This window comes from Methylobacterium sp. WL7 (assembly GCF_008040085.1).
In the GTDB taxonomy this organism is placed as follows: domain Bacteria; phylum Pseudomonadota; class Alphaproteobacteria; order Rhizobiales; family Beijerinckiaceae; genus Methylobacterium; species Methylobacterium mesophilicum.
Map to the genome: position 1 here is coordinate 54,545 of NZ_VRVG01000002.1, position 18,640 is coordinate 73,184.

General features: G+C 69.3%; 21 protein-coding genes. 10 read left to right on the forward strand and 11 right to left on the reverse strand.

Features of this window, described 5'->3' with window-relative positions; translation table 11 throughout:
- Positions 1-61: 61 nt before the first annotated feature.
- Complete coding sequence (locus tag FV233_RS00875; RefSeq protein ID WP_147896355.1) at positions 62-2,248, forward strand: primosomal protein N'; 2,187 nt, start codon at positions 62-64, stop codon at positions 2,246-2,248.
- A gap of 77 nt (positions 2,249-2,325) precedes the next feature.
- Positions 2,326-2,688, forward strand: coding sequence for an STAS/SEC14 domain-containing protein (locus FV233_RS00880; RefSeq protein ID WP_147854795.1), 363 nt, complete (start codon positions 2,326-2,328; stop codon positions 2,686-2,688).
- Positions 2,689-2,694: 6 nt separating this feature from the next.
- On the opposite strand, the gene FV233_RS00885 is transcribed toward FV233_RS00880, so the two are convergent.
- From FV233_RS00885 to FV233_RS00910, 6 genes are all read right to left on the reverse strand, one after another.
- The gene (locus tag FV233_RS00885; RefSeq protein ID WP_147854794.1) at positions 2,695-3,084 is read right to left on the reverse strand and encodes a hypothetical protein; all 390 of its coding nucleotides are present in this window, start codon (positions 3,082-3,084) and stop codon (positions 2,695-2,697) included.
- 609 nt (positions 3,085-3,693) lie between these two features.
- A complete protein-coding gene (locus tag FV233_RS00890; RefSeq protein WP_147854793.1) occupies positions 3,694-3,900 on the reverse strand; it encodes a Trm112 family protein in 207 nt (68 codons plus the stop codon).
- A gap of 13 nt (positions 3,901-3,913) precedes the next feature.
- A complete protein-coding gene (locus FV233_RS00895; RefSeq protein ID WP_147854792.1) occupies positions 3,914-4,579 on the reverse strand; it encodes an LON peptidase substrate-binding domain-containing protein in 666 nt (221 codons plus the stop codon).
- 61 nt (positions 4,580-4,640) lie between these two features.
- Complete coding sequence (gene trxA / locus FV233_RS00900; RefSeq protein WP_147854791.1) at positions 4,641-5,555, reverse strand: thioredoxin; 915 nt, start codon at positions 5,553-5,555, stop codon at positions 4,641-4,643.
- Positions 5,556-5,627: 72 nt separating this feature from the next.
- Positions 5,628-6,095, reverse strand: a complete 468-nt coding sequence (locus FV233_RS00905; protein WP_147854790.1) for a hypothetical protein — start codon at positions 6,093-6,095, stop codon at positions 5,628-5,630.
- A 92-nt stretch (positions 6,096-6,187) separates the two neighbouring features.
- Complete coding sequence (locus FV233_RS00910) at positions 6,188-7,162, reverse strand: glutathione S-transferase family protein (protein ID WP_147896356.1); 975 nt, start codon at positions 7,160-7,162, stop codon at positions 6,188-6,190.
- Positions 7,163-7,397: 235 nt separating this feature from the next.
- Between FV233_RS00910 and FV233_RS00915 the strand changes: the two genes are divergently transcribed.
- Complete coding sequence (locus FV233_RS00915; RefSeq protein WP_147854788.1) at positions 7,398-7,622, forward strand: hypothetical protein; 225 nt, start codon at positions 7,398-7,400, stop codon at positions 7,620-7,622.
- Here FV233_RS00915 and FV233_RS00920 read toward each other — a convergent pair.
- Complete coding sequence (locus FV233_RS00920; RefSeq protein WP_147854787.1) at positions 7,616-8,569, reverse strand: hypothetical protein; 954 nt, start codon at positions 8,567-8,569, stop codon at positions 7,616-7,618. The genes FV233_RS00915 and FV233_RS00920 overlap by 7 nt on opposite strands.
- A 157-nt stretch (positions 8,570-8,726) precedes the next feature.
- On the opposite strand from FV233_RS00920, the gene FV233_RS00925 reads away from it, so the two are divergent.
- The 5 genes from FV233_RS00925 (at position 8,727) to FV233_RS00945 (ending at position 13,020) form a co-directional block, all read left to right on the forward strand.
- Positions 8,727-9,833 (forward strand): spore photoproduct lyase family protein, encoded by a 1,107-nt coding sequence (locus tag FV233_RS00925; RefSeq protein WP_147896395.1) that lies wholly within the window; start codon positions 8,727-8,729, stop codon positions 9,831-9,833.
- 27 nt (positions 9,834-9,860) lie between these two features.
- Positions 9,861-10,379 (forward strand): 2'-5' RNA ligase family protein, encoded by a 519-nt coding sequence (locus tag FV233_RS00930; RefSeq protein WP_147854796.1) that lies wholly within the window; start codon positions 9,861-9,863, stop codon positions 10,377-10,379.
- Between the two features lie 31 nt (positions 10,380-10,410).
- Entirely contained in the window at positions 10,411-11,169 is a 759-nt protein-coding gene (locus FV233_RS00935) for a phosphatase PAP2 family protein (protein ID WP_147854786.1), read from the forward strand.
- A gap of 100 nt (positions 11,170-11,269) precedes the next feature.
- The gene (locus tag FV233_RS00940) at positions 11,270-11,638 is read left to right on the forward strand and encodes a PilZ domain-containing protein (protein WP_147896357.1); all 369 of its coding nucleotides are present in this window, start codon (positions 11,270-11,272) and stop codon (positions 11,636-11,638) included.
- Positions 11,639-11,721: 83 nt separating this feature from the next.
- Positions 11,722-13,020 carry a Gfo/Idh/MocA family oxidoreductase gene (locus tag FV233_RS00945; RefSeq protein ID WP_147896358.1) on the forward strand — a complete coding sequence of 433 codons (1,299 nt, stop codon included), beginning with the start codon at positions 11,722-11,724 and terminating at the stop codon, positions 13,018-13,020.
- 6 nt (positions 13,021-13,026) lie between these two features.
- Here FV233_RS00945 and flgH read toward each other — a convergent pair whose 3' ends face one another.
- Genes flgH through flgF form a run of 4 tightly spaced genes read right to left on the reverse strand, consistent with a single transcriptional unit; the run spans position 13,027 to position 16,537 of the window.
- Complete coding sequence (gene flgH, locus FV233_RS00950; protein ID WP_147855644.1) at positions 13,027-13,773, reverse strand: flagellar basal body L-ring protein FlgH; 747 nt, start codon at positions 13,771-13,773, stop codon at positions 13,027-13,029.
- Between the two features lie 31 nt (positions 13,774-13,804).
- Entirely contained in the window at positions 13,805-14,956 is a 1,152-nt protein-coding gene (gene flgA, locus FV233_RS00955) for a flagellar basal body P-ring formation chaperone FlgA (protein ID WP_147896359.1), read from the reverse strand.
- 34 nt (positions 14,957-14,990) lie between these two features.
- Positions 14,991-15,782, reverse strand: a complete 792-nt coding sequence (gene flgG / locus FV233_RS00960) for a flagellar basal-body rod protein FlgG (RefSeq protein ID WP_007564701.1) — start codon at positions 15,780-15,782, stop codon at positions 14,991-14,993.
- Positions 15,783-15,796: 14 nt separating this feature from the next.
- Complete coding sequence (flgF, locus tag FV233_RS00965) at positions 15,797-16,537, reverse strand: flagellar basal-body rod protein FlgF (protein ID WP_147896360.1); 741 nt, start codon at positions 16,535-16,537, stop codon at positions 15,797-15,799.
- A gap of 257 nt (positions 16,538-16,794) precedes the next feature.
- Here flgF and fliL point away from each other — a divergent pair, with 257 nt between their 5' ends.
- The gene (gene fliL / locus FV233_RS00970; protein ID WP_147896361.1) at positions 16,795-17,358 is read left to right on the forward strand and encodes a flagellar basal body-associated protein FliL; all 564 of its coding nucleotides are present in this window, start codon (positions 16,795-16,797) and stop codon (positions 17,356-17,358) included.
- A gap of 52 nt (positions 17,359-17,410) precedes the next feature.
- A complete protein-coding gene (gene fliM / locus FV233_RS00975) occupies positions 17,411-18,628 on the forward strand; it encodes a flagellar motor switch protein FliM (RefSeq protein WP_147855648.1) in 1,218 nt (405 codons plus the stop codon).
- Positions 18,629-18,640 lie beyond the last annotated feature (12 nt).

Here is an 18,640-nt window from a genome sequence, read left to right on the forward strand (position 1 = left end):
CGCGGGTTCTTTTCCCGGCCCTGTGGTACGGACCCGGAACGGACCCGCCCGATACACCCGCATGCCCTTTGTCGCCGAGATCCTGATCCCGCTGGCGCTCGAAGCGCCCTACAGCTACGCCGTGCCCGGCGGCCTCGACCTCGCGGTCGGCGACGTGGTGCAGGTGCCACTCGGGCCTCGCGAGATCGTGGGCGTCGTCTGGGGTCTGGCCGAGACGGCCGGCGGATCGAACCTGCGCCCCGTGACTGGCACCCTGCCCTACGCACCCCTCTCGGAGCCGCTGCGCAGCCTGGTCGATTGGATCGCCCGGTACACCCTCGCCCCGAAGGGCTCGGCGCTCGCCATGGTGCTGCGCCTGCCCGACGAGGCCGCCGCCGCCGAGACCGCCCGGGTCGCGGTGCGCCTCACCGACAAGCCGCCCTCACGGCCGACCGCGGCACGGGCTAAGGTCGTGGCGACGGCGGCCGACCGGGTGCTGCGCGGCAAGAGCGCGCTCGCCAAGGAGGCCGGGGTCTCGCTCTCGGTGATCGACGGCCTGATCGATGACGGCGTCCTGGAGACCATCGCGGTCGAGCCCGAGCCGGTCGCCCTGCCGCCCGATCCCGACTTTCCGCGCACGCCGCTTTCGCCCGCCCAGGCGGGGGCGGTGACGGAACTGGTCGAGCCGTTTCCGTGGCTGCAACCCGACGCAGAGGCGGCCGACAACCGGCCGATCCTGCTCGAGGGGGTCACCGGTTCGGGCAAGACCGAGGTCTATTTCGAGGCGGTCGCGGCCTGTATCCGAACTGGGCGGCAGGCGCTGATCCTGATGCCCGAGATCGCCCTGACGGCGCAGTTCCTCGACCGGTTCGCCCAACGCTTCGGGGTCCGGCCGGCGGCCTGGCATTCCGGCATCGGCGGCAAGCGCCGCGAGCGCCTGCGGGCCGCGGTGGCGGCCGGCGAGGCTCTGGTGGTTGTCGGCGCCCGCTCGGCGCTGTTCCTGCCGTTCGCCCGCCTCGGCCTGATCGTGGTCGATGAGGAGCACGAGGCCGCCTACAAGCAGGAGGACGGCGTCCACTACCACGCCCGCGACATGGCGGTGGTGCGCGGGCGCTTGGAGGGCTGTCCGGTGGTGCTGGCCTCGGCGACGCCGTCGATCGAGACCCGGGTGAACGCGGCGCGCGGGCGCTACCGCCACGTGCTGCTGCCGGAGCGGTTCGGCGGACGACGCCTGCCCGACATCGCCGCCATCGACATGCGCAAGGACCAGCCCGAGCGGGGCCGCTTCCTCAGCCCGCCGCTGGTCAACGCTGTTAAGCACACCCTGGAGCGCGGCGAGCAGGCGCTGCTGTTCCTCAACCGCCGGGGCTACGCGCCACTGACCCTGTGCCGGGCGTGCGGGCACCGCTACCAGTGCAAGAACTGCTCGACTTGGTTGGTGGAGCACCGGTTCCGGCGCGCCCTCGTCTGCCATCAGTGCGGCTACACCGAGCGGCGGCCTGAGGCCTGCACCGAGTGCGGTACCTTCGACAACCTGACGGCCTGCGGCCCGGGCGTCGAGCGGATCGCCGAAGAGGCCGCCGGGCTGTTCCCGGACCGGCGCATCGTCGTCCTGTCGAGCGACTTTCCCGGCGGTGCCGACCGGCTGCGCCAGGAGTTGGAGGCGGTGGCGGCCGGGGAATGCGACCTCGTCATCGGCACGCAGCTGGTGGCGAAGGGCCACAACTTCCCGAGCCTCACCCTGGTCGGGGTGCTGGACGCCGATATCGGCCTAACCTCGGGCGATCCCCGGGCGGCGGAGCGCACCTTCCAGCTGCTCCAACAGGTCACCGGCCGGGCCGGGCGCGGCGACAAGCCCGGGCGGGCGCTGGTCCAGACCTACCAGCCCGAGCACCCGGTGATCGCCTCGCTGCTGTCGGGGGATGCGGAGCGCTTCTATCAGGAGGAGATCCACGCCCGCGAGGCGGCGGGCCTGCCGCCGTTCGGGCGGCTCGCCGCGCTGATCGTCTCGGCCGCCGAGCGGGAGGTCGCCGAGGCGCACGGACAGGCGCTCGCCCGCGCCGCCGACCCGCCGGAGGGTGTGATGGTTCTGGGGCCCGCAGAGGCGCCGCTCGCCCTGGTCCGGGGCCGCTACCGCTTCCGGCTGCTGGTGAAGACCGAGCGCAACATCGACATGCAGACCTATCTGCGCGCCTGGATCGCCCGCGGCCCGAAGGTGCGCGGCAACGTCCGGGTCGCGATCGATGTCGACCCGCAGAGCTTTTTGTAAGACAGTGCGGCCACGGGCAGCGGACCCGCGGCCGGAACCCGGCGGCGGGACGCGTGCGGTTCCCGGAGGAGCGATCAGTGCTGAGCTATACCAAGACGCCGGACTCGAACGTCGCCGAGATCGTGGTCGACGGCAAGATCTCCGACGAGGAGATGAACGCCGCGATGAATGCCATGAAGGCGGACCTCGACAAGGGCGGCAAGATCAAGCTGCTCGAGGATATCCGCGCCTTCGAGGGCATGGAGCCGGCGGCCTTCTTCAAGGACCCGCGCTTCGGCATCTCGATGATGAAGAGCGTCAGCCACGTCGCCCTGGTGACGGATGCGCCCTGGCTGAAGGCGTTGGCCGAGACCTTCAACTTCGTCTCGCCGACCCAGATCAAGGTGTTTGAGCGCGCCCGCCTCGCCGAGGCGCGGACCTGGCTCGCCGGCGCCGCCTGACCGTCGTCAGTCGGCCTGCGCGGTGCGGTCGTTCCTGCGCCGCGCGGTCCAGCGGCCGGAGCACAGGGTGGCGACCTTCCAAGTGCCCGAGCCGGTGCCGGCCTGAAGCCGCCCGGTTCCAGTCCCGCTCGCCGTCCCGTTGGTGACGGCGAGCCCGACGCTGCCGTCGGCGCCGACATGGCCGCTCACCCGGGCCCCCGCCTCGCCCGAGACCAGCTGCACTTGGCCCCCGCGGATCGCCAGGGCGTAGGTGTAGCGGGCGCTGCACAGGCCGCTCTCGGTCACGAGTTCCACCGACCACGTCCCGTTGTTCGCGCCCTGTGCGGCATGGGCCGACGGCGATACGCCGGAGGACAGGCCGGCGGCGAGAGCCGCGGCGGCGACCAGCTTGATCATGCAGGTATCTCTTTCAGCAAAGCGCGTGCCGCCCGTCATGGCGCGCCGGGTCACACTCGTCGATGGAGGATGACACGATGCTGAATGAGAGAAGCGGCAAGAGTATGGCCGCACGTATTTTTGAGGTGAGATCAGGATCCGCGGGCGGATGGCGCAGGAATAGCCACGCTGCGTTTTGCGATTGCTTGGCGGTATTGGCGCAGCGGGCGGGCGTTCATGCGAACACCGTATCGTGAGCGATGCACATCCTGACTCGCGGCAATGGTCCGCCAGGTCAGCTCTCAGAGCTCAGATCGCTGATGGATGAAAGCCGTTGAGGCGCCCGCGTACCAACCTCCGGGGTTCCCGGTCGCACGCATCTCAGGATGCGGCGTGGGTCCCCCTCCCGTGCGGGAGAGGGACAGGGCGAGGGATGCGCCTTTTCCGGAAAGATTTCGTCTCTTACCCCAACCTTCTCGCGCACGGGATAAGGGGCACCCCGCGGCTGGCAGGAGCGCCTGTGCTTCAAGACCTGCTAGGCTGTAGTTCGAACAAGAAGCGAGAAGGAAACTGAGGCTCAAAGAGTAGCGCGGCCAAACCGATCCAGTTGCGTAATCCTGACCTCGGCCCTCAATCCGTCAGCGAGCGCGCCTCTTCCGGCAGCATGATCGGGATGCCGTCGCGGATCGGGTAGGCCAGCTTGGCCGAGCGGCTGATCAGCTCCTGGCGGGCGGAATCGTATTCGAGCGTGCCCTTGGTCAGCGGACAAACCAGGATCTCGAGGAGCTTGGGGTCCACGCGGGTCGCCTCGACGGTGGTTGTGAGGTCGTTGGTCATCGGTCGTGCGAGCCTATTGCATCGTCGGCTCGGGGCCGGAGCCGCGAACCAGTTCCATCTGCGTGACCGCGATCAGGATTTCCGCCCGGGTTTTCAGGTCGGGGGCCTCCAGCATCGCTTGCTTTTCGCGGACGCCGAACGGGCTCATCATGCAGAGGGCGTTGACCAGCGCCTCGTCCGGCGCTTCGTCGATCCCGTCCCAATCCACCTTCAGATCGTTCGATTCCACGAAGTCGCGCAACGCCTTGAGGACGCCGTCGCGGTCGACCTGTTCCTCGCCCGCCCGCGGCTCGAAGTCCACCGCGAAGTCTTCGTAGGAGACATGGCAGCGGCGGTAGGTGCTGGTGGAGGCCAGCTCGCTCTCGACCCGGAACCGGCTGATACCGGTCAGCGAGACGAGGTAACGGCCGTCGCCGGTCTCGGCGTATTGCGTGATCCGCCCGGCGCAGCCGACACGGTAGAGCTTGGGGTTCGCCGCCCCCGACCCTTCCGGATCGGGCTGGATCATCCCGATCACCCGATCCGTGCGCATCGCGTCGTCGATCATCGACAGGTAGCGCGGCTCGAAGATGTTCAGAGGCATCTGGCCGCGTGGCAGCAGCAGCGCGCCGGGTAGCGGAAAGACCGGGATGACGGCGGGGCAATCCGCCGGGCCCTTGTAGCTCGCATGGGTGCTCATGGCGCCTCCCGGATGGGCCTGATGCTGGGGCGGCATATCCGCCCCAGGGCGAGCCGTAATGTTACGAAAACAGGAGTGCCGAGAGCTTGCGCCGGCCCCGGATCGTGTCGGGATCCATCACGCCCCAGGCCTCGAAGAACTGCAGGAGCTGCTTGCGCGCCGCATCCTCGTTCCACTCCTTGTCGCGCTTGCGCAGCTCGATCAGGTGATCGACCGCCTGTCCACGCTCGCCCGCGGCGGCGAGACCCAGGGCGAGGTCGAACCGTGCCTGGTGGGCGTCCGGATTGGCCTCGACCTCCCGCTGCAGCCCCGCAAGGTCGCCGAGCGAGGCAGCCTGCTCGGCGAGTTCCAGGGCGGCACGGACGCCGGTGAGGGCCGGGTCGGCGGCCTTGGCCTCCGGGACCATCGCCAGCACGCGCTTGGCGTTCTCGATCTCGCCCGCGTCGAGCTGCATCTTCGCCAAGCCGGCGAGCGCCGCGACGTTGTCGGGCTGCTGCTCCAGGATTGCGGCGTAGATCTCGGAGGCGCCCGCGAGGTCGCCCTCCTCGATCAGGGCGGCGGCGTCTGCGAGCGCCAGCTCGACCGGATCCTGGGCTGGGCCCGCGACGCGGTCGATCAGCTCCTTGATCTGGCTCTCCGGCACCGCGCCCATGAAGCCATCGACGGGCTGGCCCTTCTGGAACACGATCACCGCCGGGATCGACTGGATTCCGAGCTGGCCCGCGATCGAGGGATGGTCGTCAATGTTCATCTTGACCAGGGCGACGGCGCCCTGAGCCGCCTTGACCACCTTCTCCAAGACGGGCGTGAGCTGCTTGCAGGGGCCGCACCACGGCGCCCAGAAATCGACCAGGACCGGCCGGTGCATCGACTCGGCGATGACGTCCTGCCGGAAGCCCGCGGTGGTCGTGTCCTTGATCAGGGCATCGGTGTCGCCGGCCAGGGCGGGGCCGCCGGCAAGGGTGTCATTCAGCATTGGCCTGGCTTCGGAACTTTTTTCGTGGAGCGCCTTAGATGGGGCTTCGAACGGGGTCTGACCAGCCCAAACTCACCGGGCAGGCGCCCCGGGTGTCCCCTTCTCCGCAGCTTTGGCGGCCGTCACGAAGGTTCCCGCGAAGGTGCGCCCGTCCGACGTGCTGGCCTCGCAGGTGATCGCGGTACGGCCCGGCTCCGGGGCGGAGAAGCGGCAGGCGCCGATCGCCAGCGTCGGCGTCCCGTCCTTGCCCACCATCACCAGGTTGATCGGCTGAAGCGGGTCGGTTTCCTCGGTCGCCTCCTGCTGGGCACCGTTGCCGCTGAAGCTGACGGTCTGGCCATCCTTGGCGGAGAAGTCGAAGCTCGTGCGGTTGCGGTTCACGGCGTTCATCAGCACGCCGCTGCAAGACGCGCTGAGATCCTGCCCGTTGACGATGAGCTTCTCGCACGACCCTTCGAGCCGGAGCGCGGCCTGCGCGTGCGCCGTACAGGGGAGGCCGAGGAGAGCGCAGAGCAATGCGAGGCGCAGTCGGTTTCTCATGGCGGGCAGGGTCTCCTCCGTTTGCCGTCGAACTAGGCGTTCGGAGCGGTCTGTCGAGGGAGGCGGGTCTGCCGGGCGTGATCGGTCTCCGTTCAAGCGAACCGAAGAGCACGATCGTTGGGCGTTGTAAGATCCAGTTCCGGACCGAGCGGTACGATCCTGGTCGGATTGATGCTCGGGTGGCTCTCGTAATAATGCCGTTTGATGTGCCTGAGATCGACCGTCGAGGCCACACCAGGAAGCGCGTAGATGTCGCGCAGATAGTTCGAGAGATTTGGATAATCCGCGATCCAGCGCCGGTTGCATTTGAAGTGCCCGACATAGACGGCATCGAACCGCACGAGCGTCGTGAACAAGCGGATATCGGCCTCGGTCAGCCTGGCGCCGCAAAGATAGCGGCCCCGATCGAGGCGCTCTTCCAGCGCGTCGAGTTCGGCGAACAGCGCCTCGAAGGCTGCCGCGTAGGCGTCCTGCGCGGTGGCGAAGCCGGCCTTGTAGACGCCGTTGTTGACCCGGTCGTAGACCCGCTCGTTGATCGCGTCGATCTCGGTGCGCAGGTCGTCGGGGTACAGGTCCGGCCCGGTTCCCCCGAACGCACCGTTGAGCATGCGCAGGATCTCGGCGGATTCGTTCGACACGATGGTGCCGCGCTCGCGGTCCCATAGCACCGGTACCGTGACGCGGCCGGTATAGGACCGATCCGCCGCCAAGTAGACTTCGTAGAGGCGGTTGGCGTGATGGATCGGATCCGGCGTCGCCCCCGGGGTGTCGCCGAACACCCAGCCCTCGGCGCCCATATGCGGATCCACCACCGAGACGGTGATCGCCTCCTCCAGGCCTTTGAGCGCGCGCCCGATCAGGGTGCGGTGGGCCCACGGGCACGCCAGCGAGACGTAGAGGTGGTAGCGCCCGGGCTCGCCCTTGAAGCCGCCCTCCCCTGAAGGACCAGGCGCGCCGTCGACGGTCACCCAATTGCGAAAGGACGAGGCCTTCCGCTCGAACCGACCTCCGGTCGAGGCGGTGTCGTACCACTGGTCGCGCCAGACGCCGTCGACGAGGAGGCCCATGGTGATGTCCCGGTTCAGATGGTCACCAGGGCGAGATGGGAGCCCGTGCGTCTGCGGAAAGGGGCAGGCGGCGTCCTCACGCCCGGTTCCGGTCTGCGCCCGAGCCTCGTGCAACGCAGGCTTGCGCACTTCCTTCTGTTGCAGCGCAACATAATCCGCCATTTTCCGGCCACCCGCCCGCTGCTGCGCAATCGCAGCGCTCATGGCCCGGCGGGAGACTGGATGGAGCTGAGAGATGTCGTTCGCGCTGGTGCCCGTCGCTGAGGCGGCCCTGTTCACCCTGGGGTGCCTGCTGATCCACACCCTTCGGCGGCATGCGGACGTGGTCACGGCGACGCTCGCCTGCGTTGCCACCCTGCTTGTGCTGATGATCGGGATCGCCTGCGCCCCCGAATCCTTCGTCAAGTATCAGGGGGCCAGCATCACCGAGTTCGCTAGACTGGATCCGGCGATCTACTGAGCTGCGGCGGCGCGCCCGGCGCCGTTCATCTGGGCGAGGCGCCCGCCGGTCCCGCGCTGGCCCGAGACCGCCACGTCGAAATCGTCCCGCGGGAGCCGCGCCAGGAATCGCTCGGCCAGTTCGAACAGCAGGATGTCGGGGCGCACGCGTTCGATGTAGCCCCAATCGAGGCTGGCCGACCAGACGAAGTGAACCTCGCGGAAGCTTTCGGCCAGCAGCCCGGTCAGCAGGAACGGGTCGAAATGTGCGCAGGAATCGCCGAACAGCACGAGGCGGCGTGGGTCGGCGTCCTCCGTCTCGTTCCGGAAGACGACGTGGGCGCCGACATGGGCTTCCCGGTCGCGCCCCTGCGCCTCGTAGGCGGCGAGCAGCGGGCCGATCTCGACCCGCTTGGCGTCGCGCAGCAGCATGAACCGCTCCAGCCGCTCCCGCGGACGTTCGCTGAGCTTCTCGCCGAGATCCATCACGGCTTCGGTGACGAGTTGCGGGCGCGCGCCGATATCGGCCGGCGGGATCGACCCGAGCGCGCGCATGATCTCGCGATAGGCCAGGAGGCAGCCCTGGATGGTCCAGTGCGTGTCGGTCCGGAGGTAGAGCGGAACCGGGCCGTCGCGCCCGGCCCGGAGGGGCGCCAGGAGATCGAGATAGGCCGGATGCCGGGCCAGGCGCCGAGCTAGGCGGCGGGTGGAAGCCTTGCCCGGGGCGTAGCGCAGCCCGTCGGTCTTGTCGTCGTAGACCGACAGCTTCTCCGGAACGATCACATGCAGGCAGCGGATCCCGAGGCGCTCCGCGCGCCGGGCCCGGGCTTCGATCAGTCGCGTCCAGCCGCGCAGCAGCAGCCAGTGCCGCAACCCGCCCCGGTAGCGGTCCAGGACGCGGTTGGTGCCGCCGATGAGGAACAGCCATCCGTCGCGGCCGACATGTACGCTCTCCCTGCCTGCAGCCATGGCGGTGCTTTAGAGCCGTTCCCGACCACCTTGCAATCGGGAACGGTGCCGGGCCGACGGCCCGACGAGCGCTTCGGCCGCACGCTGCCGGGGCGCCGAGGCCGGACCCGTCCGGGATCGCACGCGTTCGACCGACATGTCGTCCAGCGCCGCCCTGATGCCCGCCCCCTCGCCGGCCGAAAGCCGAGACTCGGCCCATACCCGTCCGGCCCGCCTCTGGCGTCCGCGCCGGGTGCTGGTGACCCCGGCCGCGCTGGATTTCGCGCATGGGCGTGCCATTGTGGCGCGGGCCGAGGCGATGGGGCTGCCGGTTGAGCGGCTCGCCGCAAACCGCCTCACCGGCCTACGCGACGCAGATCCGCGCCGGGCCTACACCGCCGCCAAGGCGACCCTCGCCATCACGGTAGCGCCGCCGACGAAGCTGCGGCTGCAGCCGATCCCGCCCTCGGCCGACTGGCGCTTCGACCTCGCGGAGGGCTGCCCGGCCCATTGCCAGTATTGCTACCTCGCCGGCTCGCTCCAGGGGCCGCCCGTGACCCGGGCCTACGCCAATCTCGATGCAATCCTGGACAACCTGGCGGCCTATGCCGGCCAGGGCGCCGTGACCTCCGCCTCAACGGAGCGCGCCCACGAAGGCACGACCTTCGAGGCGTCCTGCTACACGGATCCTCTGGGCATCGAGCATCTCACCGGCTCGCTCTCGGCGGCGATCCGGCATTTCGGTGCCTGGGACGCGCCGGTGCAGCTGCGCTTCACCACGAAATTCGCCGCCGTCGCCCCACTCCTCGACCTGCCGCACAACCGGCGCACGCGGATCCGCTTCTCGGTCAATGCCCGTCCCGCTTCCCGCTACGAGGGCGGCACCGACCCGCTCGACGCGCGGCTGGCCGCCATGGGCGCGATGGCCCGGGCCGGCTATCCAGTGGGCCTGACCATCGCGCCGATCATTCCGGTGCCCGATTGGGAGGCGGCCTATGCCGGACTGATCCGCGATGCCGCCGACGCGCTGGCCGGCATCCCTGATCTGGACCTGACCGCCGAACTCATCACCCACCGCTTCACGCCGATCTCGAAGGCGGTCCTGCGCGGCTGGTACCCGGGCTCGGACTTACCCCTCGACGAGGCCGACCGCGTGGAGAAGCGCACCAAGTTCGGCACCGTGAAGCACGTCTTCCCGAAGCCCCTGATGCAGGCGATGCGCGCGCATCTCACGGATCGCCTCGCCCGCGATCTACCGGCCGCGCGGGTGCTCTACTGGACCTGAGCCGGTTCGGGCTCCATGTCGCGTCTCATGCATGACGCGGCCCCCCTGATCCTGACGCTCGCCTTCGACGAGCCGACTTTCGCGCGATTCGACGGCGAGCGCCGACGCAACTTTCCGGAGGCCCTGAACTTCATTCCCGCTCATGCGACGCTGTTCCACCACCTGCCGGGGGACCGGGAGCGCGGCGTGATCGAGGCGGTGACGACGCTCGCCCGCACGGTTCCGGCCCCGGGAGTCGCCGTCACGGGTCTGCGCTTCACTGGCCGGGGCGTGGCCTACGTCCTCGAATCCGAGTCGTTGTCGCACTTCCGGGCGCGGCTGGCGAAGACGTTTGAGCCCTACCTCACCGCGCAGGACCGGCAGGGCTGGCGGCCGCACGTGACCGTGCAAAACAAGGTCACCCCCGACAAGGCCCGGGCGCTCCACGCCGACCTGGCGGCCGGCTTCGCGCCGTTCCACTTCACCGCGCCCGCGACGCGACTGTGGCGCTATCTCGGCGGTCCCTGGGAGCCCGTCGCCACGCTGGCCTTCGGGGAGAATGCCTGATGGTTCTCACGCTGACCGGCAGGGGAGCGCCATGAGGGCGCCGGGTGGCCTGCAGCGCAATCCGCTGACCGGACGTGCGATGTCGGTCTGGCTGCGCCTGCGACTGAACGAGGTCGGGCCCCTCGTGGCTCTGCTTGGGGTCAGCATCCTCGGCTACGGCTTCTTCTACCTCGCCCACGAGGTCGGCGAAGGTTCGACCGCGGCCCTGGACCGCAAGATCCTGCTGGCCCTGCGCAATCCCGCCGACCTATCCGATCCGATCGGGCCGCCCTGGCTCGAAGAGACGATGCGCGACATCACCGGGCTCGGCAGCGTCTTCACGGTGCTGTTCCTGACCTGCGCGGTGGCGGCCTACCTGGCGGTTTCCGGACGCCGGCGGATCAGCGTGTTCGTGCTCGCCGCGGTCGGCAGCGGTGAGCTGATCTCGACGGTGCTGAAGCTGTTCTACCAGCGGCCCCGGCCGGACCTTGTCCCGCACGGCATGGAGGTGTTCACGGCGAGCTTCCCGAGCGGCCACGCCACCATGTCGGCCATCGCGTACCTGACCCTGGCGACCCTGATCGCCCGGCTCGACCGCAATCGCAGCGCGAAGGCCCTGGTGCTCGGGCTCGGGGTCGGCCTGACGCTGCTGGTCGGGCTCAGCCGGATCTATCTCGGCGTGCACTGGCCGAGCGACGTCCTGGCCGGCTGGTGCATCGGCGCGGCCTGGGCATCGCTGTGCTGGTTCGTCGCCCTCCAGCTTCAGCGGCGGGGCGAGGTGGAGGCGCCCGATCCCCCGCCGCCCGCCTGACCGGGCGATTAAAGGAAACCGGAGGTTAAGGTGGGCCTCAGGGTGCCCTTGGGCCTGAATCGAGGTTGTCGGAACGACCGATAACCTGAGGACGGCGATCGTGATCGAGCGTCGCCAAACCGCCAGCCGCCGCGTCTGCCTGGGCGGACGCGTCCGGGTCGTCGCCTTCCTGCCAGACATCGACTGCATCGTGCGCGACGTTTCCCTCGGCGGTGCCAAGATCGGCATCCTGCCCGAGGTAAGGCTGCCGGATTGCTTCGACCTGTTCATCCCCTGCCGCAACGAGACCCGCCGCGCCTGGGTGGCGTGGCGGGCGGGCACGATGATCGGCCTCGGTTTCGAGGCGACGCGGGCGGCGTCCGAGCCGGAGGTCGTCGCCCGTCGTCTGGCCGACAGCGAGTCGGAGGTCGCGCGTCTGCGCGCCGCGCTGCTGTCTGGAAACGACCGGGCACCAGCCGGCGTTCACTGACGGGACAGCGTCGATCGCGGACGTTCGTGCCACGCGGCGGCGATTCGGTGTCGTGACCAGGATTCAGCGAAACGGCGAGGCTCATGGCGGACGACACCCGGCTCTCACGACGCACCCTCCTGGCCGCGGGAGGCGCCCTGGCTGGTGCCGGCCTCGGCAGCCCGGCCCAGGCGGCCCAGCCCGGCCCGGCGGTTCCGGCGGATACCGGGGCGGTTCAGGGCGGGCGCGTGATGTTCCCGAACTGGCGCGGCCCGGCCGATCGGCCGCCGGCACCGAGCCCGGCGCCGCAACCTCCGGGTCAGCGGGTCGGCTATTGCGTCGTCGGCCTCGGGCGTTTGAGCCTCGACGAGATCCTGCCGGCCTTCGGGGCTACCAAGCGCTCGCGGCTGGCCGCGGTGATGTCGGGCACCCCCGACAAGGCCAAGCTCGTGGCACGACAATACGGGCTGCCCGAGGATGCCGTCTACGGCTACGATGAGTGGGACCGGCTGAAGGCCAATGCCTCAATCCAGGCGGTCTACATCGTGACGCCCAACAGCGTGCACCGCGACAACGTCCTGGCCGCGGCGGCGGCCGGAAAGCAGGTGCTTTGCGAGAAGCCGATGGCGGTCGCGTCGCAGGAATGCCGCGACATGATCGCGGCCTGCAACCAAGCCAACGTCAAGCTGATGATCGCCTATCGCTGCCAGTACGAGCCGCACAACCGCGCGGTGATCAAGCTCGCCCGCTCAGGCGAGTTCGGGCGTCCCCGGATGATCCAGGCCTTCAACGGCCAGACCAGCGGGCTGCCCGAGCAGTGGCGGCTCAAGAAGGCGCTCGCGGGCGGCGGCTCGCTGCCAGATATCGGGCTCTACTGCCTCAACACCACCCGGGCGGTGCTCGGCGAGGAGCCCGACCTGATCCAGGCCCAGATCCACTCCCCGCCCGACGACCCAAAGTTCCGTGAGGTCGAGGAGACGGTGACCTTCACGATGCGCTTCCCGTCCGGGGTGATCGCGCAATGCACGTCGAGCTACGGCGTGTACGAGGCCCGCAGCCTGACTTTGCACACCGGCAGCGCCACGGTCGATCTGCAGAACGCCTTCGCGTACGAGGGCCAGCGCCTGTTCGTGTCCCACCGCGACGGCAAGAACGGCGCCCGCGACGAGAAGGTCTTGAGCCCCAAGAACCAGTTCGCCCTCGAGATCGACCACTTCTCCCGGTGCATCCAAGAGAATCTGCGGCCCCGCACCCCCGGCGAGGAGGGGCTGCAGGACCAGGTGCTGATGGAGGCGATCTACGAGGCCGCCCGCACCGGCGCGCCGGTGAAGGTCGGACCGCCCGCGGGGGCCGCCTCGGGCCTCGACGTGACCCGCGGGCCGGAGCCGGAGGAGGCGGGCTGAGCGCGTTCAGAACGGCAGCAGGATATCCACGATCTGCTGGCCGTAACGGGGCTGCTGCACGTCGGTGATCTGGCCGCGGCCGCCGTAGGCGATGCGGGCCTGGGCGATCTTGGTCGAGTCGATGGTGTTGTCGGACTCGATGTCCTCCGGCCGGACCACGCCGGCCACCACCATCTCGCGGACCTCGAAGTTGACGCGGATTTCCTGCTTGCCCTCGACCACCAGGTTGCCGTTGGGCAGCACCTGCGTGACCACCGCGGCGACGTTGGTGGTCACGGTCTCGGCCCGCTGGACCGAGCCGGCGCCGTCGTTGGCCGTGGCCGAGGTGGCGGCGAGCAGCGCGGTGCTGCCGACGCCGAAGGACTTGCCGACGGCGTTGTTCTCCAGCCCCAGGGCGTTCGGCAGGCCGAAGCTCTCGGTGTTGGCCCGGGACCGCTTGGTCTCGTTGTTGATGTTGGCCTTGTCGGTGACGTTGACCTTCACGGTCAGCAGGTCGCCGAGCCGGGCCGCGCGCTGATCCTTGAAGAACGCCCGGGAGCCGGTGCGCCAGAGCGAGTTCGGCGCGTAGGAGACCGGCTGCACGTCGGGCATCGGCATCCGGACCGGCTTGTAGCCCGGCTGGGTGGTCGGATCCTCGATCGCCGACAGCGCCGGGGTGGCGCCGACCTGGGACAGCCGGTCGGCGGTGTTGCAGGCCCCGAGGCCGGCAAACAGCACGGCGACGAGCGGGGTCAGGGCAAGGCGGCTGGTCATCGGGAAACTCGTTGACGCATCGGATAGGCGATCAGCGCAGGGACGCCGTCGCCTGGACTTGCGGGGCCGCGGCGGCCTGCTGAGCCGTGGGGGCGGGGCCGACCGAGACCCGGCCGGGGCCGATCACGGTGGCCTGGAGGACCTTCTTCGAGGCCACGTTCACGACGTTGACGACCGCGCCCATCCGACCGGCCTCGTTGGCGAGCCCCCGCATCGAAAGGCTGACGCTGGCGGTCTCGTACACGATGGTCACGCTCTCGCCCCGGGCGACCAGCTCCGGCAGGGCGGTGTCGGAGACCCGCAGTACCGTGCCGGCCGGGAGCGCGTGCTGGGCGACCTCACCCAGGACCGCCGCGGCGCCGGCCTGCGCGTCGGCCGCGACCATCTCGCGGGGGCGGCGCTCGACGACGAGGTCGCCGTCTCGCACCGGATCGCCCCGGTTGAGCGATCGGGTCAGCACCGCCACCTCGCGCAGTTCGACCACCACGCCCGAGACCCGGAGCGAAGCCTGCCGCTCGCCGAGGCTGACGAGCCCCGTGACCCGGCGGGAGCGCGGATCGTAGGTCAGGTCGAGGGCCGTGGCCTGTCCGGCGAGGTCGACCGGCGCCAGCAGGGTCGGGCCGTCGCCGTCGAAGCGGACGGCCACGCTGCGTGGATCGAGGCCGTAGCCCGTCTCCAGGGCGCGCTTGAGCGCGGCTTCCAGATCCGGCGGTCCCAAGCGTCGCGCGGCGCGCTGCACGGCGATCTGCATCCGGCCACCGGTCTCCAGGCCGGTGAGGCCCAGGGCGGCGGCGGCCTCGACGATGCGGCGGGTCTGGATCGTGCCGGTGGCGCCCAGCGCAGGCGAGCGGAACAACGGCCGCGCGGCGAGCGCGTCCGGCGCACCCTCGACGAGGTCGGACAGGGCGAGCACGTCGCCACGGGCGGTCACGTCGCCGCGCAGGCGCGGCTGCGCCTTCTGAGACTCGCTCTGCGGCGGTACGGTCTGGGCCATCGCCGGGATCGCCAGGGCGCCGATCGCCGCGAAGGTCAGGAAGGCGAGCGCCGCGCGCATCAGAACCGCGGCGCCGGGGAGCGCCACCCGCGGGCGGGCCCGGCGGACGATCGGGCTGAGGTCGCTCTCGTCCGTCGCCGTGCTGACGAGGGGCAGGTCGGCAAGATCGATCTGGGAGCCGGCATACATGATCGGAGACCTGAAGTGAGGGCAGGACGCGCGGTCAGCTGCGGAACATCTGCGAGGTGGTGGAGAGCATCTGGTCGGCGGCGGTCACGACCTTCGAGTTCATCTCGTAGGCGCGCTGCGCGGCGATCAGCGACGAGATCTCGGTGACGGCGTTCACATTCGCCTCTTCCAAATAACTCTGCTGAAGGTTACCGAACCCTTCCGCTCCCGGCAGGCCGCTGATCGCCGGCCCCGAGGCCGCCGTCTCGATGAACAGGTTGTCGCCGATCGATTCGAGGCCGACCTTGTTGACGAAGCGCGAGAGCTGGAACTGGCCCAGCGCCTGCGGCGCGGTCTGCCCGGGCAGCGTCGCCTGGACGGCGCCGGTGGCGCTGATCGTCACCGCGGTCGCAGTCTGCGGCACGGTGATCGCCGGATCGAGCAGGTAGCCGTCGCGGGTGACGAGCTGGCCGGTGGCCGACAGGTCGAACGAGCCGTCTCGGGAATAGGCGGTGCGGCCATCCGGCAGCGTCACCCGGAAGAAGCCCTCGCCGCGGACCGCGACGTCGTAATCCTTTTCGGTCGAGCTCAGCGTGCCCTGCGACATCACGCGGGCGGTCGAGGTCGTCTTCACGCCCGAGCCGAGGGCGAGGCCGGCGGGGAGCTGGGTGTTCTGCTCCGAGGTCGAGGAGCCGGCCCGGCGCAGGTTCTGGTAGAGCAGATCCTGGAAGTGCACCTGCTGGCGCTTGTAGCCGGTGGTCCGCAGGTTCGCGATGTTGTTCGAGATGACCTGGACGTTCAGTTCCTGGGCCGCCATGCCGGTGGCGGCTGAGTAGAGGGCGCGCATCGGTCGAGCCCCCCTTACGCGACGTCGGCGAGGCGGCGGATCGCCGTGCCCCGCAGGTCGTCGAGCCGGCTGATCATGCTCGACACCATGGCGTAGGAGCGGTTCACGTCCATCAGCCGGGTCATCTCGATCACCGGGCGCACGTTCGAACGCTCCAGCGCGCCGGATTCCAGGCGACCGTCGAGCCCGGCCGCGCGCGCCGGCTCGGGCGACGCGTAGAGGTTGCCGCCCTCGTTGGTGAGCCGCTGCGGGTTGGCGAAGGTGACGAGCTTGATTTTGCCGCGGATGCCGAGGTTGGTCGACACGGTGCCGTCGAGGCCGATCGTCAGCCCGGTCTCCTGCTGGTTGATGGTGATCGGCCCGCCGTCGCCGACGACCTTGTAGCCGTCGCTGGTCACCAGCGCGCCGGTCGGGTCGATCTCGAAGGCGCCGTTGCGGGTGTAGCGCTCGCCCTGCGGCGACTGCACCGCGATGAAGGCCGAGCCCTTCACGGCGACGTTGAGCGGGTTGCCGGTCTGCTCGATCGGCCCCTGCCCCAGGTCCAGGGTCGTGCCCTGGTCGATGACGTAGGAAAGGCGCCTATCGGGGCGGGCGAACGAATCCGCGCTCGCCACCGGCATCAGGTATTCCTGGAACCGCGTGCTCCGGCCCTTGAAGCCGGTGGTCGAGACGTTCGCCATGTTGTTGGAGATGACGTCCAGCTCGCGCTGAAGCGCCACTTGGCTCGACACGCCGACGAAGAGGGCATTCTGCATCGTGGACTCTGACACTCGCGTGCCGCGGTGGCGGCAACGATCCATTCAGCATCCGCTGTGCCAACGTCCGAAAAGACAAATTTGCTTGCAAGTGGAGCGATTTGCGCGAGGCGTCGGTAACCACCCGGATAGGTCGGGGCTGCGCCGCGGCAATCCTGGCCCGGCAGGATTTGCCCGCTTAACGACGCGTTAACCGTAATGCTCCGATATCCGGTCATACCCGGCACGCGGATATCCGCGAGAGAGTATTATTTCCCATGGCCAAGACGCCCAAAAAGGCCGCCGAAGAGGGCGAAGCCGGTGCCGACGCCGCGCCGAAGGGCAAGAAGAAGCTCATCATGATCGGGGCGGCCGCGTTGCTGGTCGTCGTCGGCGGCGGTGCCTTCATGATGATGGGTCATGGCGGCGGCGGTGAGGACAAGGAGGCTGCCGCGGGCGGCGGGCATGGTGGTGGTCACGGCGGCGGGCATGGTGACGCCGCCAAGGGCGTCGGCCCGGACGGCAAGAAGCCGATCGTGTTCGTCGAGATGCGCGAGATGCTGCTGAACCTCAGCCCCGACGCGCCGCAGGAGAAGGCCAAGTACGCCAAGCTGCGGCTCGCCCTGGAACTCAAGGATGCCGGGGTCGAGGACGAGGTGAAGCCCCTGATGCCGCGCATCGAGGACACCCTGCAGGTCTACATGCGCGAGCTGCGCGCGAGTGATCTCACCGGGTCGGTCGGGCTCTACCGGCTGCGCGAGGAGTTGCTGCGGCGCGTGAACGTCGCCGTCTATCCCGCCAAGGTCGAGGCGGTGCTGTTCAAGGACGTGATCGTCCAGTGACTCACCCGATGACCCTGGCGGTCACGGCGAACCAGGCCTTGAACGGACGCGCCTGATGGAACCCGAGGACGAACTTCCCGAAGACGATTGGTCGGCCGCCCTCCTGGAGCAGGGCGCCGAGGGCGGCGACACGTCGCTCGCCGAGGAATGGGGCGCGGCCCTCGCCGAGCAGGGCACCACGCGCAACGCTGGAGACGTCGCCGCCGAATGGGCGACGATGATCGAGGATGGGGAGAGCGACAACCTCCCCGAACTCGCCGGCAACGACCGGGTGCTGAACCAGGACGAGATCGACGGCGTCCTCGGCTTCTCCATGCGCGAGCTCTCGGCCTCAGGGGCCGGGGGCGTTCAGGCCATCGTCGATTCGGGCGTCGTCCAGTACGAACGCCTGCCGATGCTGGAGATCGTCTTCGACCGGATGATCCGGTTGCTGTCGACCTCGCTGCGCAATCTGTTCCAGGACAACGTCGAGGTGACGCTGGACAACATCACCTCGGTGCGCTTCGGCGACTATCTCAACGCGATCCCGCTCCCGACCCTGCTGGGCGTGTTCCGCGCCGAGCAATGGGAGAATTCCGGCCTCGTTACGGTCGATTCGAACCTCGCCTACGCGACCTTCGACCTGCTGCTCGGGGGCAAGCGCGGCGGCTCGTCGAGCCGTCTCGACGGACGGCCGTTCACGTCGATCGAGATGACGCTGGTGCGCCGCCTCGTGGAGATCGTGCTCGGCGACCTGGAGATGTCGTTTCAGCCGCTTTCGCCGGTGACCTTCGGCATCGACCGGATCGAGACCAACCCCCGCTTCGCCACCATCACCCGCCCCGGCAACGCCGCGATCCTGATCAGCCTGCGCCTCGACGTCGACGGGCGTGGCGGCATGCTGCAGATCCTGTTCCCCTACGCGACCATCGAGCCGATCCGGGAACTGCTGACCCAGAGCTTTATGGGCGAGAAGCTCGGCCGAGACCATGTTTGGGAGGGCCACCTCGCCACAGAGATCTGGCAGGCCGACGTCACGATGGAGGCGGTCCTCCATGAGATGATGCTGCCGCTCAAGCAGGTGATGCGCCTCAAGGTCGGCGACACCCTGATGTTCGACGCCAAGCCCTCCGACCTGATCGCGGTGCGGTGCGGCGACTGGGCCCTGACACAGGGGCGGATCGGCCAGGTCGACGGCAACATCGCTGTGCAGGTCACCCGACCCCTGCGCCGCTCGCGCACGACCATCCAGGCCTACGAGGCCTCGATGAACAGCCACACAGACGTCTAGCGTGCGATAGGT

Bases quoted from the DNA above. Each gene is read 5' to 3' on its own strand.
- FV233_RS00875 (WP_147896355.1), top strand. From the start codon at position 62: ATGCCCTTTGTCGCCGAGATCCTGATCCCGCTGGCGCTCGAAGCGCCC.
- FV233_RS00885 (WP_147854794.1), bottom strand. From the start codon at position 3,084: ATGATCAAGCTGGTCGCCGCCGCGGCTCTCGCCGCCGGCCTGTCCTCC.
- FV233_RS00890 (WP_147854793.1), bottom strand. From the start codon at position 3,900: ATGACCAACGACCTCACAACCACCGTCGAGGCGACCCGCGTGGACCCC.
- FV233_RS00895 (WP_147854792.1), bottom strand. From the start codon at position 4,579: ATGAGCACCCATGCGAGCTACAAGGGCCCGGCGGATTGCCCCGCCGTC.
- trxA (WP_147854791.1), bottom strand. From the start codon at position 5,555: ATGCTGAATGACACCCTTGCCGGCGGCCCCGCCCTGGCCGGCGACACC.
- FV233_RS00905 (WP_147854790.1), bottom strand. From the start codon at position 6,095: ATGAGAAACCGACTGCGCCTCGCATTGCTCTGCGCTCTCCTCGGCCTC.
- FV233_RS00910 (WP_147896356.1), bottom strand. From the start codon at position 7,162: ATGGGCCTCCTCGTCGACGGCGTCTGGCGCGACCAGTGGTACGACACC.
- FV233_RS00915 (WP_147854788.1), top strand. From the start codon at position 7,398: ATGTCGTTCGCGCTGGTGCCCGTCGCTGAGGCGGCCCTGTTCACCCTG.
- FV233_RS00920 (WP_147854787.1), bottom strand. From the start codon at position 8,569: ATGGCTGCAGGCAGGGAGAGCGTACATGTCGGCCGCGACGGATGGCTG.
- FV233_RS00925 (WP_147896395.1), top strand. From the start codon at position 8,727: ATGCCCGCCCCCTCGCCGGCCGAAAGCCGAGACTCGGCCCATACCCGT.
- FV233_RS00930 (WP_147854796.1), top strand. From the start codon at position 9,861: ATGCATGACGCGGCCCCCCTGATCCTGACGCTCGCCTTCGACGAGCCG.
- FV233_RS00935 (WP_147854786.1), top strand. From the start codon at position 10,411: ATGAGGGCGCCGGGTGGCCTGCAGCGCAATCCGCTGACCGGACGTGCG.
- FV233_RS00945 (WP_147896358.1), top strand. From the start codon at position 11,722: ATGGCGGACGACACCCGGCTCTCACGACGCACCCTCCTGGCCGCGGGA.
- flgH (WP_147855644.1), bottom strand. From the start codon at position 13,773: ATGACCAGCCGCCTTGCCCTGACCCCGCTCGTCGCCGTGCTGTTTGCC.
- flgA (WP_147896359.1), bottom strand. From the start codon at position 14,956: ATGTATGCCGGCTCCCAGATCGATCTTGCCGACCTGCCCCTCGTCAGC.
- flgG (WP_007564701.1), bottom strand. From the start codon at position 15,782: ATGCGCGCCCTCTACTCAGCCGCCACCGGCATGGCGGCCCAGGAACTG.
- flgF (WP_147896360.1), bottom strand. From the start codon at position 16,537: ATGCAGAATGCCCTCTTCGTCGGCGTGTCGAGCCAAGTGGCGCTTCAG.
- fliL (WP_147896361.1), top strand. From the start codon at position 16,795: ATGGCCAAGACGCCCAAAAAGGCCGCCGAAGAGGGCGAAGCCGGTGCC.